The sequence below is a fragment of the Streptomyces sp. NPDC030814 genome (assembly GCF_055572155.1).
Genome location: NZ_JBVIDX010000025.1, coordinates 18,843 through 33,893 on the forward strand (window position 1 = coordinate 18,843; position 15,051 = coordinate 33,893).

At 73.6% G+C, this 15,051-nt stretch carries 17 protein-coding genes; 6 read left to right on the forward strand and 11 right to left on the reverse strand.

The genetic code is table 11. From position 1 onward, the window contains the following. Nucleotides 1-17: 17 nt before the first annotated feature. The 3 genes from tadA to ACZ43N_RS34480 all read right to left on the reverse strand — a co-directional run bounded on the left by tadA (nt 18) and on the right by ACZ43N_RS34480 (nt 1,635). The gene (gene tadA, locus ACZ43N_RS34470) at nt 18-449 is read right to left on the reverse strand and encodes a tRNA adenosine(34) deaminase TadA (RefSeq protein ID WP_468103056.1); all 432 of its coding nucleotides are present in this window, start codon (nt 447-449) and stop codon (nt 18-20) included. 122 nt (nt 450-571) lie between these two features. Then, on the reverse strand, nt 572-1,096 hold the full coding sequence (locus ACZ43N_RS34475; protein WP_468103057.1) for a tRNA adenosine deaminase-associated protein: 525 nt from the start codon (nt 1,094-1,096) through the stop codon (nt 572-574). A gap of 323 nt (nt 1,097-1,419) precedes the next feature. Then, the gene (locus ACZ43N_RS34480; protein WP_468102991.1) at nt 1,420-1,635 is read right to left on the reverse strand and encodes a hypothetical protein; all 216 of its coding nucleotides are present in this window, start codon (nt 1,633-1,635) and stop codon (nt 1,420-1,422) included. Nucleotides 1,636-1,932: 297 nt separating this feature from the next. Here ACZ43N_RS34480 and upp point away from each other — a divergent pair, with 297 nt between their 5' ends. Next, nucleotides 1,933-2,568 carry a uracil phosphoribosyltransferase gene (upp, locus tag ACZ43N_RS34485; RefSeq protein ID WP_468102992.1) on the forward strand — a complete coding sequence of 212 codons (636 nt, stop codon included), beginning with the start codon at nt 1,933-1,935 and terminating at the stop codon, nt 2,566-2,568. 25 nt (nt 2,569-2,593) lie between these two features. On the opposite strand, the gene ACZ43N_RS34490 is transcribed toward upp, so the two are convergent. From ACZ43N_RS34490 to ACZ43N_RS34515, 6 genes are all read right to left on the reverse strand, one after another. Next, complete coding sequence (locus tag ACZ43N_RS34490; RefSeq protein WP_468103058.1) at nt 2,594-3,235, reverse strand: LytR C-terminal domain-containing protein; 642 nt, start codon at nt 3,233-3,235, stop codon at nt 2,594-2,596. A gap of 273 nt (nt 3,236-3,508) precedes the next feature. After that, nucleotides 3,509-3,805, reverse strand: coding sequence for a type II toxin-antitoxin system VapB family antitoxin (locus ACZ43N_RS34495; RefSeq protein ID WP_003999914.1), 297 nt, complete (start codon nt 3,803-3,805; stop codon nt 3,509-3,511). Nucleotides 3,806-3,990: 185 nt separating this feature from the next. After that, nucleotides 3,991-4,143 (reverse strand): hypothetical protein, encoded by a 153-nt coding sequence (locus ACZ43N_RS34500; RefSeq protein ID WP_468102993.1) that lies wholly within the window; start codon nt 4,141-4,143, stop codon nt 3,991-3,993. Nucleotides 4,144-4,215: 72 nt separating this feature from the next. Then, the gene (locus tag ACZ43N_RS34505; RefSeq protein WP_468102994.1) at nt 4,216-4,554 is read right to left on the reverse strand and encodes a hypothetical protein; all 339 of its coding nucleotides are present in this window, start codon (nt 4,552-4,554) and stop codon (nt 4,216-4,218) included. 204 nt (nt 4,555-4,758) lie between these two features. Further along, on the reverse strand, nt 4,759-5,340 hold the full coding sequence (locus ACZ43N_RS34510) for an HhH-GPD-type base excision DNA repair protein (protein ID WP_468102995.1): 582 nt from the start codon (nt 5,338-5,340) through the stop codon (nt 4,759-4,761). A 55-nt stretch (nt 5,341-5,395) separates the two neighbouring features. After that, nucleotides 5,396-6,154: a siderophore-interacting protein gene (locus ACZ43N_RS34515; RefSeq protein ID WP_468102996.1), complete on the reverse strand. Its 759-nt coding sequence runs from the start codon at nt 6,152-6,154 to the stop codon at nt 5,396-5,398. Nucleotides 6,155-6,237: 83 nt separating this feature from the next. Here ACZ43N_RS34515 and ACZ43N_RS34520 point away from each other — a divergent pair, with 83 nt between their 5' ends. The 4 genes from ACZ43N_RS34520 to ACZ43N_RS34535 all read left to right on the forward strand — a co-directional run bounded on the left by ACZ43N_RS34520 (nt 6,238) and on the right by ACZ43N_RS34535 (nt 11,911). Next, nucleotides 6,238-8,418: a penicillin acylase family protein gene (locus ACZ43N_RS34520; RefSeq protein ID WP_468102997.1), complete on the forward strand. Its 2,181-nt coding sequence runs from the start codon at nt 6,238-6,240 to the stop codon at nt 8,416-8,418. Continuing rightward, complete coding sequence (locus tag ACZ43N_RS34525) at nt 8,408-9,052, forward strand: GNAT family N-acetyltransferase (protein WP_468102998.1); 645 nt, start codon at nt 8,408-8,410, stop codon at nt 9,050-9,052. Before ACZ43N_RS34520 ends, ACZ43N_RS34525 begins: the two co-directional genes overlap by 11 nt. Further along, the gene (locus ACZ43N_RS34530; RefSeq protein WP_468102999.1) at nt 9,042-9,524 is read left to right on the forward strand and encodes a cupin domain-containing protein; all 483 of its coding nucleotides are present in this window, start codon (nt 9,042-9,044) and stop codon (nt 9,522-9,524) included. The genes ACZ43N_RS34525 and ACZ43N_RS34530 overlap by 11 nt, the downstream gene beginning before the upstream one ends. A gap of 98 nt (nt 9,525-9,622) precedes the next feature. Then, nucleotides 9,623-11,911 carry a copper resistance CopC/CopD family protein gene (locus tag ACZ43N_RS34535; protein WP_468103000.1) on the forward strand — a complete coding sequence of 763 codons (2,289 nt, stop codon included), beginning with the start codon at nt 9,623-9,625 and terminating at the stop codon, nt 11,909-11,911. A gap of 60 nt (nt 11,912-11,971) precedes the next feature. Here the strand turns inward: ACZ43N_RS34535 and ACZ43N_RS34540 are convergent, their stop codons facing one another. Beyond that, nucleotides 11,972-12,820 (reverse strand): DUF72 domain-containing protein, encoded by an 849-nt coding sequence (locus tag ACZ43N_RS34540; RefSeq protein ID WP_468103001.1) that lies wholly within the window; start codon nt 12,818-12,820, stop codon nt 11,972-11,974. A gap of 32 nt (nt 12,821-12,852) precedes the next feature. Beyond that, nucleotides 12,853-13,821, reverse strand: a complete 969-nt coding sequence (locus ACZ43N_RS34545) for a TauD/TfdA dioxygenase family protein (protein WP_468103002.1) — start codon at nt 13,819-13,821, stop codon at nt 12,853-12,855. Between the two features lie 208 nt (nt 13,822-14,029). On the opposite strand from ACZ43N_RS34545, the gene ACZ43N_RS34550 reads away from it, so the two are divergent. Continuing rightward, entirely contained in the window at nt 14,030-14,917 is an 888-nt protein-coding gene (locus ACZ43N_RS34550) for an NAD(P)-dependent oxidoreductase (protein ID WP_468103003.1), read from the forward strand. Nucleotides 14,918-15,051: the final 134 nt, after the last annotated feature.

A 15,051-nucleotide genomic window follows, 5' to 3' on the forward strand; every position in this document is an offset into this window, starting at 1 on the left:
TGCCTGCCGCGGGCGGGTCAGCGGAGGCGGAAGAAGTCCGTGAGGAGCCGGGCGCAGTCGTCGGCGAGGACGCCGTCGATGACCTCGGGGCGGTGGTTGAGGCGGCGGTCGCGTACGACGTCCCAGAGGGAGCCGGCCGCGCCGGCCTTCTCGTCGCGGGCGCCGTAGACGACCCGGTCGACCCGGGACTGCACGATCGCGCCCGCGCACATCGTGCAGGGTTCGAGGGTGACGACCAGTGTGCAGCCGGTCAGCCGCCACTCGCCGAGGGCCGCGGCGGCCCGCCGGACGGCCAGCACCTCGGCGTGGGCTGTCGGATCGCCGGTCGCCTCGCGTTCGTTGTGCCCGGCGGCCAGTACGGTCGTACCGTCCGGGGACAGTACGACGGCACCGACCGGGACGTCTCCGCCGTCGGCGGCCCGCCCGGCCTCGTCCAGGGCGAGCCGCATCGCGGCCCGCCAGCGGTCGCGTACCGGATCGGGGCCCGGTGCCTCTGCGTCGGTTGCTTCGGTCACCCGGGGAACCTAGCGGATCGGCCGCCCGGCGGCCGACGGGTACGTCCCCCGGGGGCCTAGCGGACCGTCTCCAGGACCTCCGAGGCGCCGAGGGCCTCGGCGATGGAGCTGAGGGCGTCGTCGGCGTCGAGGGCGCGCAGTTCCTTCTCGCTCACACCCAGGTCGTCGAGGATCTCGGTGTCGCCGACCGGGCCGTGCGGCACGGTCTCGGCGGCCGTGTCGTCGTCATCGTCGTCGGGCTCACCGTCCTCCGTACCGTCGAGGTCGAGGGAGTCCAGGTCGGGACCGTCGTCTCCGGGCTCCTTTCCGAGCAGTTCGTCGGTGAGCAGGATCTCGCCGTAGCTGCTGCGGGCAGCGGCGGCGGCGTCCGAGATGTAGATACGAGGGTCGTCCTCGCCATCGATGCGGACGACGCCGAACCAGGCGTCCTCCTGCTCGATGAGCACCAGCACCGTGTCGTCGTCGGGCGAGGCGTCACGGGCCAGGTCGGCCAGATCCGACAGGGTCTCCACATCGTCGAGCTCTGTGTCGCTCGCTTCCCACCCGTCTTCGGTGCGCGCGAGCAGTGCGGCGAAGTACACCGTGACTCTCCCACTGGTCATAGGTGTGCCGGTTGGGGGTCCCCCCGGCGGAGGTCGATGGGCGGGGAGGCTGTCCGAGCCCCCACCCACTCGGAATCGTGGCAGAAACAGAGCGCCCAGGGGACGTCTTCGGCGCCCTGTGTCCGGCAGTTTTGATTGCCGGCCGGGCAAGGCGTTCACCTGCACACCTGTTGCCGCCACCTGCGGATCGTACGCGGACTTCCCCGCCGCATCAGCACGGCCACCCCGTGAGTGCCCCGCGCATGCCCCGTGAGCACCCCGCGTGGGGGGTGCGGGGCGCGTCGTACGGGGTGTCGGCGGAGCTACCAGCGGAAGGTGCGCATACGCATGGCGTGCCTGAGCCGCGCCGCCTTGGCCCGGCGCGGCTGCACCCGGTCGCGCAGTTCCCGCGCCTCCGTCAGCTCCCGCAGGAACTGGGCCCGGCGCCGCCGGCGCGCGGCATCGCCCTGCTCGTCGGCGTCGGTGTCCGCCTGGGCCGGCTCTCTCCGGTCCGTCCCGCGCGGTCGTTCGTCGGCCACCGTGCGCGGCGGCTCTCCGTCCGTCGCTCGTGGGCCTTCCCGGTTCGTCCCCCGTGACCGGGTCCCGCCCGTCCTGCGTGGACGCAGGGACTCGTCGTCCACTCCCGCCATGGGTTCACCACCGTCCGGCATCGGCTCACCACCCCCCGCCATGTCCCTCCCACTTTCCCTCCGGTGGCGGGTTTGATGCCATCGGACGGGTGAACTGCGCGGGTCGGGGTTGCTGCGCGACGGGTGGACGGTTCACCGGCCGGGGACGGGGAGCCCGGCGCTGTTGCCCCGGTTACTGTTGTGGTCATGCGTCTCCACGTCGTCGACCACCCCCTGGTCGCCCACAAGCTCACCACGCTGCGCGACCAGCGCACCGACTCCCCGACCTTCCGTCGTCTCGCGGACGAGCTGGTCACCCTGCTCGCCTACGAGGCCACCCGTGACGTGCGCACGGAGCAGGTCGACATCGAGACGCCGGTCGCCCGGACCACGGGCGTCAAGCTCTCCCACCCGCGCCCGCTGGTCGTGCCGATCCTGCGCGCCGGCCTCGGCATGCTCGACGGCATGGTCCGGCTGCTGCCGACCGCCGAGGTGGGCTTCCTGGGCATGATCCGCAACGAGGAGACGCTGGAGGCCTCCACGTACGCCACGCGGATGCCCGAGGACCTCTCGGGGCGTCAGGTGTACGTCCTCGACCCGATGCTCGCCACCGGCGGCACCCTGGTCGCCGCGATCCGCGAGCTGATCGCCCGGGGTGCCGACGACGTGACCGCCGTGGTGCTCCTCGCCGCGCCCGAGGGCGTGGAGGTCATGGAGCGGGAGCTCGCGGGCACCCCGGTGACCGTCGTGACCGCCGCGGTCGACCGGCACCTGAACGAGCACGGCTACATCGTGCCGGGCCTCGGGGACGCGGGGGACCGGCTGTACGGGGCGGCCGAGTAGGGACCGCCCGGGTCCCTCGCGGGGCTCAGCAGGTCTTCGTCGGAGTGGGCGTCGGTTCGGGCCTGGTCAGTTCGGCCAGGGCCGTGCCGGCGTCCTTCTGCTTGCTGAGGGCCTTGAACCCGGTGCCGATGATGAGGTCGACCTCGGTGGCCTTCCGGCGTCCGTCGGTCTTCAGCCGGGCCCCGGTGAGCTGGGTGTTCAGGACCGGCAGCGCCGTGTCCTCGGCCGCCTTCGCGCCGAGCAGCAGGGCGACGCCCTTGATCTTCTTGTCGTACTCCTCGGTCGCGTTGCCCACGTCCCCGATGCGGAAGCCGCGCTTCTTGAGTTCCTTTGCGGTGTCCTTGGCGAGGCCCGATCGGGGTGTCGCGTTGAGGACGTTGACGGTGATGCTGCCGGGCGCCGGGTACGACTTGGGCTTCCCGGTGGTCTTGCCGCCGGCCCCGCCCGCCGTCGGGGAAGGGCTCACCCGGCCCGAGCAGTCCGCCTTGGGGCCGGCCGCCGCGGCCTGGTCGTCGCCGGTGAAGACGTCGATGAGCTGCAGGGTCCCCCATCCGGCCAGGCCCAGCGCGGTCGTGGACGCGACGACCGCCAGCACGAGCCTGCGGCGCCTCCTCGGTCGGCGCAGCCGCGGGTACTTGTCCCCCGTGATCCGGTACTGGCCGCCCATGCCGGGAGGAGTCAGCATGCTCATGGGCGCAGCGTAGTGCCGTTGGGCGGCAATGCCTACTAGATGATCATTGGCTGTGTGGCAGTCCAACCCGAAAGGGTCAACTGGCGTCCCGGAGGGAGCGGGAGCGCCGCGTGAAGCGGCTGGGCGTGCCGCAGCGGAGCACGTGGGCACACCCGGTGCGGTCCGCGACGGCGCCCCGGAGCGTGCCGGCCATCCGGGACGTGGCGGCCACAGTGGCTGCGCCCGTGGTGGTCCGGCCGGTGGGACCGGTCAGTCCAGTTCGAGGACGCGGGCGTGCAGGACCTGGCGCTGCTGGAGGGCCGCGCGTACGGCGCGGTGGAGGCCGTCCTCCAGATACAGGTCGCCCTGCCACTTCACCACGTGCGCGAAGAGGTCGCCGTAGAACGTGGAGTCCTCGGCGAGGAGGGTTTCCAGGTCCAGCTGCCCCTTGGTCGTCACGAGCTGATCGAGGCGGACCGGGCGCGGCGCGACGTCCGCCCACTGCCGGGTGCTTTCCCGGCCGTGGTCGGGGTACGGCCGGCCGTTTCCGATGCGCTTGAAGATCACACGGAAAGCCTACCGGTCGAGACGTTCCGGGCGCAGCCATGGCGACGGAGTGCGACCCGGGAAAAGGTTCCGTGAATCGGTCAAACAGCGCATTACTTGTCGCCCGGTGGCCTGCGGCTCCTGGGTCTCCGACGGCCCGAGGGCCCTGGAACCCGCGGCTCCAGGGCCCTCGGGCCGGGGTCGGTTCAGTCGCTTTCGGGGGCCTTCGGGCGGTGCCGTTCCTGGCCTCCGGGTTCCCCGCCCCGTTCCGGGTGCTGCTGGGGGCGTGTCTTGGACGCGCTGCGCACGGCCTCCGCGCGGAGGAGGGCGCGCAGGACCGTGTACGGGTCGCTGGGCATGGCTGTGGGTCCTGTCCTGTGCTGGGTTCCTGCCGGTTTCTCGCTGGTGGGTGAGCTGCGGGAACGGCTCTCTCAGCAGCGCAGGACCACGGAGCGCAGGACGCGCGGGGCGGACGGGGGCCGGGGCCGGGCCGGTGCGGGCAGGGGGCGCGCGGTCGTGGCCGGGGGCGGGGCGCAAGCGGCAGGGTCGGCCGGGTGGGCCGCGGTGGCCGGACGGTGGCCGTGCCGGGACGGCGGCCGGGGGGCCGTCTCCAGGAGGTCGTACTCGGCGAGGGCCGTCTCGCCCGACACGGGCAGCGCGCAACGCCCGTGAGCGGTGCCGTGGGCGGCCGGGAGAGCCAGGGCGAGGGCCAGTACGAGCACACGCAGCCACATCCGTACGGCGACGGGGGCGTGCGGGGTCGTGCTCACAGGCACTGTCTGCCCGCCGAGCGCCCCTGTCGCATCGAGCCGACCGCAGAACCGCCCACTCGGCGTACGGGGCCCGAACGGGTCGGCGAAGCCCGTTCCACGGCGCGGGGACCGGACGGGCGACCGCGAACGAGCCGCAGCCGCCGCCCGCCGCACGAACCGACCCGTGCGAGATCCGGGGCGGGGCGGAGGCGCCCGCACCCCCTACTTCTTCGCCTTGGCCGCCGCCTTCATCTCCTGCTTGTGCGCCCGGACCTTGGCCAGCGACTCGGGCCCCTTGATGTCGGCCACGGAACGGAACGTGTCCGGCTCGCCGTACGCCCCCGCCGCCTCCCGCCACCCCTCCGGCCGGACGCCCAGCTGCTTGCCCAGGAGCGCGAGGAAGATCTGTGCCTTCTGGCGGCCGAAGCCGGGCAGGGCCTCCAGCCGGGCCAGGAGCTCCCGGCCGGTCCCCGCGTCCTTCCAGACCCCGCTCGCGTCACCGTCGTAGTGCTCCACGAGGTACTGGCACAGCTGCTGGATCCGCTTGGCCATGGAGCCGGGGTAGCGGTGGACCGCCGGCTTGGTGGAGAGGATCTCGGCGAACGACTCCGGGGACATCGCGGCGATCTCATGGGCGTCGAGGTCGTCCGCGCCGAGCCGCCCCGCGATGGTCGAGGGACCCTTGAACGCCCACTCCATCGGCACCTGCTGGTCCAGCAGCATGCCGACCAAGGCGGCGAGCGGACTGCGCCCGAGGAGTTCGTCCGCCTCGGGGTCCTGGGCGAGGTGAAGGGTGACGTTCATGCCCCCGATGATGGCGCGGACACCGGCCCGGCGCAGCCCGGCCCCCTTCTCCGCCCTACGGCCGCCAGTACCCCAGGGCCTGTATCCGCTGCTTCGGCAGGCCCAGCTCCTTGCGGAAGCAGGCGGTGAGCGAGCGGGTCGTGGCGGTGTCGCAGGCGATCCATACGTACGGGGCGGGGGTGTCCTCCAGCAGGGCGGGAGCGTCCGACCTCACCCGGTCGACGAGGTGGGCGCCGGCGTCCCGGCGGGGGACCGGGCGGAGGTCGTGGTGGGCGGGGTCGCGGCGGAGCGGGAGGCCGCCCACGCCGTCGGGCCCGGCCTCGGCCGGGGTCTCGAACCATATGGTCGTGGGGGTCGGGGGCAGCGCGCCCAGCAGCGAGTTGATGGCCGGGAGCGAGGCCGGGTCACCGATGGCGAGGATGCGGGAGGGGGCCGGGTCGGGGTCGGTGAAGCCCGTGCCGTGGACGGTCGCCTCGATCGTGTCGCCCGGCTGCGCGGAGCGCGCCCAGTCGCTGGCGCGGCCCTCGTGGAGGGCGAACTCCAGGCTGAGGGTCCCGGCGGCCGGGTCGGGGTCGACGAGGGTGTACGCGCGCTGGTGCGGCCGGGCGGCGGCCCCCGTCTCCCCGGTGGGGGCGAACCAGAGCCGTACCCACATCGTGGGGTGGACGCCGGTCGTCGCGAGCATGCCGCCGTCGGTGAGGTGGATCCGCCGGTAGTCGTCGGTGACCTGTTCGGCACCGGTGACGGTGAAGACGAAGTCCTTCGCGCGCAGCAGTTTGAGGACCGCGCCCTCCCAGCCGTGACCCTGCCCCATGACGCCCGCACCCTTCACGTACGCTTCCCTGACGACTGCTTAGGTGAGGCTAACCTAAATCACAGTGCACCACAGGGACAGACATGAGCACCGAGACCTACCGGGACGCCTGGGGCATCCCCCACCTCCGCACGGCCGACGCCCGTGCGCTCGCCCGCGCCCAGGGCCGGGTCACCGCACACGACCGGGCGTGGCAGCTGGAGGTCGAACGCCACCGGTCCCAGGGCACCTCGGCGGCCTTCCTCGGTGCGGACGCGCTCGGCTGGGACCTGTTCGCGAGACGGGCGCGACTCGACGACACCGCGAGACGCTGCTTCGCCCGGCTGGAGAGACGGGACCCCGAGACCGCCGACTGGATCCGCGCGTACGTCGACGGGGTCAACGAAGGGCTCGCCGAAGGGGCCCGGCGCGCACCCGAGTTCGAGCGGGCCGGGCTCGCCCCGGGGCGCTGGGGGGCCTGGCATCCGCTCGGCGTCTGGCTGGCCACGCACATCCTGTTCGCCGGGTTCCCCGCCAAGCTCTGGCGCGAGGAGGCCGTCCGGCACCTGGGTGCCGACGCGGTGGGGCTCTTCGCCACCGACGGGCCCGCCACCGCCGGGAGCAACGGCTGGCTGGTCGACGGGTCCCGTACGGCCACGGGGCACGCCGTCATCGCCGGTGACCCGCACCGGTTCATCGAGGAACCCGGCGTCTACCAGCAGATCCGCCTCTCCTGCCCCGAGTTCGACGTCGTCGGGCTCGCCGTCCCCGGCATGCCCGGCATCGCCCACTTCGGCCACACCGGGCACGTGGCCTGGGCGATCACCAACGCCATGGCCGACTACCAGGACCTCTACCGCGAGCGGCTGCGCCGCGGTGCCGGGGACATCGTCGAGGCGCTCGACCCGGACGGGCGGTGGCGGCCCGCGCACCGGCACGTCGAGACCGTCGACGTCGCCGGCGCGGAACCCGTCGAGGTGGAGATCATCGAGACCGCCCGGGGACCGGTCGTCATCGGGGGCTGCGACGGGGGCGCCGACGGCGACCGTGGTGCCGACGCCCTGGGCCCCGTCAGCCTCCGCTGCCCGCCCCGCGTCACCGAGGACCTCGGCATGAGCGCGCTGCTCCCCCTGCTCCGGGCGCGCGAGGTCGCCGACGTGGACCGGGCACTCGATCTGTGGGCCGAGCCGGTGAACGTCGTACAGGCCGCGGACACCAGGGGCGGGGTGCTGCACCGGGTGGCGGGGCGGGTGCCGGTCCGGAGCGAGGACAACCGCCGGGGAATCGTGCCCGCATGGGAGCCGGGCCACGCCTGGGAGGGCTGGCACGAGACGCCGTACGGCACCTTTGAGGACGGGGTCGCCGTCATGGCGAACCAGCGGGGCCCGGCGACCCCGCTCGGCGTGGAGTTCGCGCCCCCGCACCGGGCCGACCGCATCCGGGAGTTGCTGGCCGAGAAGCCCCTCTGGTCGGCGTCGGACATGCCGGCCCTCCACATGGACACTCATCTCGCCTCCGCGGGGCCGCTGCTGGACCGTCTCGCCGCGCTGCCCGACGGCCCGGACGGCCTCACCCCGGCCGCCGCTGGCCTGCGCGCACGGCTGCTCGGCTGGGACCGGCGGATGGCGGCCGACAGCGTCCAGGCGACGGCGTACGCGGCGGTGCGCGGCGCGGTCGTACGACGGCTCGCCGCCCACCCCGCCTTCGCGGCGCTGGCCGTACCGCCGGCGTACCCGGAGGTCTTCCGGCCATGGCTCTCGCTCACCGTCCGGATCGGCTTCGCGCTCGAACACCTGCTGCGGGCCGAGGAGTTGTACGGCATCGACCGCGCGGGGCTCGTGCGGGAGGCGGTGGAGGAGGTGGCCGGCGGCGCGTTCGGGCCGTGGGGCGACAGCCACCGGCTCGCGCCGTGGCGGGCGCTCGACCCCGCCGACCCGTCCGCCGCGGCCGTCGAGCCGGGACTCGGCGGTGACCACGACTGCGTGCTGTGCACCTCCGCCGTCCCCGGGATCACCGACCTCAGCGCGCGCGGCCCCGCCGCCCGTTACGTCTGGGACCTCGCCCGCCGCGAGGACAGCCTCTGGGTGGTGCCGTTTGGGGCGTCCGGCGTGATCGGCTCCGCCCACCACCGCGACCAGCTCCCCCTCTGGCTCCAGGGGCAGCTCGTACCGGTGGTGACCGACTGGGACCGGCTCACCAAGGACGGCGAGCACGGCGAGTACAGCGAGTACAGCGAGTACAGCGAGGGGAACGAGGAGAACGAGGAGAACGACGATGAGCGTTGAAGCGTACGGCGGTCGCGTGGCCGTCCACGAGCAGGTGATCGACGGCTTCGGGACCGTACGCGTCCTGCCGCTGGACCCGAAGGCCGACGCGGGCGTCGTCCACGGCTGGGTGAGCGAACCCCGGGCCGGGTTCTGGGGCATGAACGGGCTCACCGAGGAGCAGGTCCGGGAGATCTACGCCCATCTCGACACCCTCGACACCCACCACGCCTTCCTCGCGCTGCGCGACGGCGAGCCCGTCGGACTGCTCCAGACGTACGAGCCGGAGGCGGACCGGGTCAGCGAGTGCTACGAGGTCGAACCCGGCGACATCGGCGTCCACGTACTGCTGGCGCCCGCCGGACGGGACGGGGCACGGCCGGGGTGGTCGGCCTCGGTGCTGGCGGCCTTCACCTCGTACGTGCTGGTCGGGCTGGACCGGCGGCGGGTGGTCGTCGACCCGGACGTGCGGAACGAGAAGGCGATCGCGCGGTTCCTGCGCCAGGGCTTCGAACGCGGGCCGGTGGTCGTGCTCCCGGAGATCGATCTGCCCGGCGTGTATCTGCCAGAGAAGCGGGCGCAGCTGGCGTTCCTGCGGCGGGAGAAGGTGTTCGCGCGGCAGGGGCCGGACGTAGCGTGGGCGGGTGACTCCTGACGAGCTGATCGCGCACTACGCGTTGGAGCCCATTCCCCGGGAGGGCGGACGCTTCCGCCAGACGTGGGCGGGGCCCGAGCGGGACGACGGGCGGCCGGAGGGGACCGCGATCGTCGCCCTGCTCACCACCGAGCCGGGGGACTACTCGGCGCTGCACCGGCTGCCGACCGACGAGATCTGGCACTTCCACCTCGGCGATCCCCTCCAGCTGCTGCTCCTGCGCCCTGACGGTTCCTCGACGGTCGCCGTCCTCGGGCCGGACGTGCTCGGCGGGCAGTACGTGCAGTACGTCGTGCCCGCGGGAACCTGGATGGGCGCGCGGGTGCTGGGCGGCGGCGGGGCCTGGACGCTGTTCGGCTGCACGATGGCGCCGGGGTTCACCTATGAGGGCTATGAGCACGGCGACGCCGGGGAGTTGGCCCGGCTGTACCCCGAGCGGGCCGAGCTGATCGCCGAGCTGGGGAGGGCGTGAGAGCGGGCGCCCGGGTTGCGTGGTGAACACACGCTTCCCGGCGCCCGTACCTAAGCGGAGGAATCCGAGAGCCGGCGACAGTGGATCCGGAGCGCGACGTGGGCCGACGCAGTGACAGGGACGAGAGTCGACAGGGCGGAACGGGCGGCAGGGGCCGCCCGTATGTGCGGCGCCTGGTGCTGCTCGGCACCGTACTCGTCCTGTTCCTCCTCGGCGGGGCGGGGACCGCCTCCGCGCACGCCGCGCTCAAGGGCACCGATCCCGCCGACGGCAGCGTCCTCGACTCCGCCCCGAAGGACGTCACCCTCACCTTCACGGAACCGGTGAGCCTCCTCGAGGACTCCGTCCGCGTCATCGACCCGGAGAACCGCGCGGTCGACACGGGCAGGCCGGGGCGGTCCGGCGACCGGTCCGACACGGCCCGCGTCACCCTGCCCGAAGGGCTGGCCGACGGCACGTACACCGTCGCCTGGCGGGTGGTCTCCGCCGACAGCCACCCCATCTCCGGAGCCCTGATCTTCTCGGTCGGCGAACCCTCCGCCACCTCCGCGAACCTGCCCGCCGGTCTCACCGAGGACCCGCTCACCGCCTCCTTCTACGACATCACCCGCTACTTCGCGTACGGTGCCCTCGCCCTGCTCATCGGTGTCACCGTCTTCGTCACCGGCGTCCTCGGCCGGGCCAACGAGACGCTCCGCAGGCTGCTCCTGTCCGGCTGGCTGGCGCTGTCCCTGGCCTCGGTGGTCCTGTTGCTGCTGCGCGGACCGTACGAGCGGGGCAGCGGCATCGGGGCCGCCCTCGACCCGTCCGTCCTCGGCGGCACGGTCGCCACCAGGCCGGGCCTGGCGCTGCTGGTGAGGCTCGCGCTGCTCGCGGTGGCCCTCTTCCTCCTCCTGCGGGTCCGCCGTCAGGAGCGCTGGGAGCGGGGCGCGGCCGGTGCCGGGGCCCTGCTCGCGGTCGGGCTCGCCGGGACCTGGGCCGCAGCCGAGCACGCCTCCGCCGGTATCCAGGTGCCGGTGGCGATGACCTCCTCCGTGCTCCACCTGCTCGCCACGGCCGTCTGGCTGGGCGGCCTGACGGCCCTGCTGACCGTGCTGTACCGGGCCCCGGAGACGCTGTCGGCCGCCGTGGTGACCCGTTTCTCCCGCCTGGCCTTCGCCTCGGTGGTCGTCCTGGCCGTCACCGGTGTCTACCAGTCCTGGCGCGGCCTCGGCTCCTGGTCCGCCTTCACCACCACGGCGTACGGCCAGGTCCTCCTCGCCAAACTGGCGGCGGTCGCCCTGCTGCTGGCCGCGGCCGGTTTCTCACGGCGGTGGACGGGCCGACTGGTGACGGCGGCTGCCGAGGACGCCGGGCAGGAGCGGAAGGCCGAGACGTCCGAGGGGGGCGAGAGCGCAGAGGTCGCCGAGAACGCCGAGAACGCCGAGAACGCCGAGGTCGGCGAGAGCGTCGGGAACGCCGGGAAGGCGTCGGTCGCGGTGGGGGCTCGGGTGCCTCAACCGGTGGGGGCGGTGGCCCGGGCGGACGGGGGGCCCGCGGCCGGGGCGTCCGCGCTCACCATCGTGGGCTCCGGCACCGCCACGGACGCCGGCACCGCCACGGACGCCGGCACCGGCACCGGCACCGGCTCCGGCTCCGGCACGGACGCCGACACCGGCTCCGGCTCCGGCTCCGGCTCCGGCTCCGGCACGGACGCCGACACCGCCACGGACGCCGACACCGGCTCCGGCTCCGGCACCGACACCGGCTCCGGCTCCGGCTCCGGCACGGACGCCGACACCGCCACGGACGCCGACACCGCCACGGACGCCGACACCGGCTCGGGCACCGCTGCCGCCGTTTCCGCGGTCCCGGGCGGCGACTGCGCCGATCACGACCCCGGCACCCCTGCCGACCGGCACCGTCTCGCCCTGCGGCGCAGTGTGCTCGCCGAGTTCACCGTGGCGGTGGTGGTGCTGGTGATCACGACCGTGCTGACGGGCACCCTGCCCGGCCGTGCGGCGGCGGAGAGCGCGCTGGGGGCGGGCGCGGCCGCGCCGGGGGAGATCACGGCCTCCTCGACCGTCGTGCCGTTCGACGTGGGCACCCCGAACGGCCACGGCAAGGTGCAGATCGACCTCGGCCCGGGCAAGGTCGGCAAGAACTCCGTGCAGGCCGTGGTGTTCGGCCCCGACGACGGCATCGCGACCGTCCCCGAGCTGCGCCTCACCTTCACCCTGAAGGCGCAGAAGGTCGGCCCGATCGACGCCAAGCTGACCAACCGGGGCGGCTACTGGGCCACGGACACCCTCCAGATCCCCCTGCCGGGCACCTGGACGATGAAGCTGACGGTCCGTACGACGGACATCGACCAGGTGACGGTGGAGAAGAACGTCCGGGTCGGCTAGCACTGTGAGCCGGAAAGGTGCACCGGCTCGGCAAACCTCTCCGGTCACAGCACTGGCCGCTCACACAGCCAGCAGACCGCGCATCGTCTCCGCCGCTCGTACGGCCGCGTCGGCGCAGCAGTTGTTGAAGAGGACGTGCACCTCGTCGACCTGTTCGGCGGCCGTCCTCAACCGCGGCAGCCACTCGGTGAGTTCGGCCTCCGAGTAGTCATGGCGGAAACGGTCCTCCTTGCTGCCGGTGCCCCAGGCGGGGCTCCGGCCGTGGAACCGTACGACGGCCAGCTCCGGCGAGCTGACCGGGGCCAGGGGCGGCAGGGACGTGCCGAGGCCCTGGGCCATGTCGACGCCGACGGCGACCAGACCGAGGCGGGACAGCAGGGCCGTCGTCTCGTCCGCCTGTCCGGGGCGCCACCACGCCGGGTGCCGGAACTCGACCGAGACGGGCCAGCCCGCCGTGCGCTCCGCGCACTCGGTCAGCGTCTTCTCCGCCCGCGGACCCGGCGCCAGCCACGGAGGGAACTGGAACAGCACGGCCCCCAGCCGGTCCGCCATCCGCAACGGCTCCACGGCGTGGGCGAAGCGCTCCCATATCCGGTCGAGCAGGCCGGGCAGATGTGACGTCCGGCCGCGCAGGTCCTCGGGGAGCGCCGACGGACGGGTCGGATGGCCGGTCAGGAGCGAGAACGCCTTGACGTCGAAACGGAATCCGGGCGGTGTCCGCTCGGCCCAGAGGCCGGCGTTGCGGCGGCTGGGCAGCGCGTAGTAGCTGGAGTCGACCTCGACGACCGGGAACTGCTCGGCGTAGTACCGCAGTCGGGACTCGGCGTCGCGCCGGCCGCGCGGATACCAGCCGCCGGCCAGTAACGCGCGGTCCGTCCAGGAACAGGTACCGACCAGCAGTTCACCCATGGGGTGCCGGTTACCCGGATTCGCGCGGACGACTACTCGTCGTGCGGGTCGTGCAGCGGCGCGCCCACGAGCGACTTCGACGGGGTGCCGTCCACACCGACGGGCGGCTCCCCGGCCACCATCACCCGGTGCATGATGCGCGGGAAGCCCAGGTGGGCGGTGTCGTTGGGGGCCAGGTGGACGGTGGCCCGGTTGTCCCAGAGGGCCACGGAGCCCGGCTCCCAGCGGAAGCGGACGGTGTACTCGGGGCGGGTGATCTGCTCCACGAACATCTCGAGGAGGAGCCGGCTCTCCGCCCTGGTCACGTCGACGATGTTCTCGACGTAGTACGGGTTGACGAAGAGGACGCGTTCGCCGGTCTCGGGATGGACGCGGACGACCGGGTGCACCGAGGCGACCTGGTGGTCCTGGAGGTGGCGCAGATACGGGTCCGGCCCGGAGCGGGCGAGATAGCCGACACCGAGACGGTGCTCGGCGCGCAGACCGTCGGCGAACCGGCGTACGGGTTCGGAGAGCCCGGCGTAGGCGGTGGCGAGGTTGGCCCAGGTGGTGTCGCCGCCGTAGGGGGGCAACTGTTCGGCGCGGAGGAGGGTGAGGGCGGGCGGGTCGATGCGGGCGGTGTGGTCGCCGTGCCAGCCGCGAAGGGTCGAGTGGCGGCGGCGCTCCAGCCATTCGGCCTGGTCCATGCCGTGCTTGCGGCCCAGTTCCTGGCGGTCGGCGGTCGTCTCGATCTCGGGGTGGTCGGCGGGCGACACCGAGCCGCGGGAGCGGAGCCGGATCGGCTCCCCGAAGCGCCGTGCGAACGCGATCTGCCCGGCGTGGTCCAGCCGCTGCCCTCGGAAGAACACGACCTTCCAGCGCAGCAGCGCCGAGCGGATGCCGTCGACCGTGCGGTCGTCCAGGGGCCCTGCGAGGTCCACCCCGTGGATCTCGGCGCCGATGTGCCCCGAGGCGGGCCGTACGTCGAGCCCGTCGACGGCTCCCGTGCTGTCGCTGTTCATCGCTCGCCCTTCACCGCTCGTCACGACTGTCGTACACGTCCTACCCGCCGGGCGGGTCCTTTCAGACGGGAGTGCGAGCGGCGGCACCACCAGGGCTCCGCCGCTCCTTCCTGCCGCCGTTTCCCGTCGGCCGCGCCGTACGGGAGACGCCGGCCGGAGCGGTCGGAAAGTAGGCTCCGAAGGCAGGAAGTTGATGGGAGATCACGTCATGAGCGACAAACCGACCGTCGGCGTCCTGGGCACCGGCATCATGGGGGCCGCCATGGCCCGCAACCTCGCCCGGGCCGGACACCCCGTGCGCGCCTGGAACCGCACCCGCGAGAAGGCCGATCCGCTGGCCGCCGACGGCGCCCAGGTCGTCGGCACCCCCGCCGAGGCCGTGCGGGGCGCCGATGTCCTCCTCACGATGCTGTACGACGGGGGCAGCGTGCTGGACGTGATGCGCGAGGCGGCGTCGGCCCTGCGCGCGGGCGCCGCCTGGGTCCAGTCCACCACCGCCGGACTCGAGGCCGTCGCCGAACTGGCCGCCCTGGCGGGCGAACACGGGCTGGTCTTCTACGACGCACCCGTCCTCGGCACGAGGCAGCCCGCAGAGGCGGGGCAGCTGACGGTCCTCGCGGCCGGCCCGGTGTCCGGGCGGGAGGCGGTGACCCCCGTGTTCGACGCCGTGGGCGCCCGCACGGTGTGGACCGGCGAGGAGGGCGCGGCGGGCACCGCCACCCGGCTCAAGCTCGTGACCAACAGCTGGGTGCTCGCCGCCACCAACGCGGCCGGCGAGACCCTCGCCCTGGCCAAGGCCCTCGGCGTCGACCCGCGGTCCTTCTTCGAGGTCATCGACGGCGGCCCCCTCGACATGGGCTATCTGCGCGCCAAGTCCGCCCTCATCCTGGACGACAAGCTCTCCCCGGCGTCCTTCGCCGTGGCCACTGCAGCCAAGGACGCCCGGCTGATCGTCGAGGCCGGACAGCGGCACGGGGTCCGACTCGACGTGGCCGCCGCCGGCGCCGAACGCCTCGCCCGCGCCGCCGCCCAGGGCCACGCCGACGAGGACATGGCCGCCGCGTACTTCGCAAGCTTCGACGAGGCGGGCGAGTGAGGGCGGGGACGGGTGAGGCCGGGGACGGGTGAGGCCCAGCACGGGTTGAGGCGGTAGACGGGAGAACCCGCGCATGGGTGACCCCGCCGCACCACCGGACGCGGCCGTACGGGAGCGGCTGGACCGGGGGGCCG

Excerpts from the sequence above, each read along its gene's own strand:
- tadA (WP_468103056.1), bottom strand. The coding sequence starts at position 449 with ATGCGGCTCGCCCTGGACGAGGCCGGGCGGGCCGCCGACGGCGGAGAC.
- ACZ43N_RS34525 (WP_468102998.1), top strand. The coding sequence starts at position 8,408 with ATGAGCGTTGAAGCGTACGGCGGTCGCGTGGCCGTCCACGAGCAGGTG.
- ACZ43N_RS34550 (WP_468103003.1), top strand. The coding sequence starts at position 14,030 with ATGAGCGACAAACCGACCGTCGGCGTCCTGGGCACCGGCATCATGGGG.
- ACZ43N_RS34540 (WP_468103001.1), bottom strand. The coding sequence starts at position 12,820 with ATGGGTGAACTGCTGGTCGGTACCTGTTCCTGGACGGACCGCGCGTTA.
- ACZ43N_RS34515 (WP_468102996.1), bottom strand. The coding sequence starts at position 6,154 with ATGGGGCAGGGTCACGGCTGGGAGGGCGCGGTCCTCAAACTGCTGCGC.
- upp (WP_468102992.1), top strand. The coding sequence starts at position 1,933 with ATGCGTCTCCACGTCGTCGACCACCCCCTGGTCGCCCACAAGCTCACC.
- ACZ43N_RS34520 (WP_468102997.1), top strand. The coding sequence starts at position 6,238 with ATGAGCACCGAGACCTACCGGGACGCCTGGGGCATCCCCCACCTCCGC.
- ACZ43N_RS34500 (WP_468102993.1), bottom strand. The coding sequence starts at position 4,143 with ATGCCCAGCGACCCGTACACGGTCCTGCGCGCCCTCCTCCGCGCGGAG.
- ACZ43N_RS34510 (WP_468102995.1), bottom strand. The coding sequence starts at position 5,340 with ATGAACGTCACCCTTCACCTCGCCCAGGACCCCGAGGCGGACGAACTC.
- ACZ43N_RS34490 (WP_468103058.1), bottom strand. The coding sequence starts at position 3,235 with ATGGGCGGCCAGTACCGGATCACGGGGGACAAGTACCCGCGGCTGCGC.
- ACZ43N_RS34545 (WP_468103002.1), bottom strand. The coding sequence starts at position 13,821 with ATGAACAGCGACAGCACGGGAGCCGTCGACGGGCTCGACGTACGGCCC.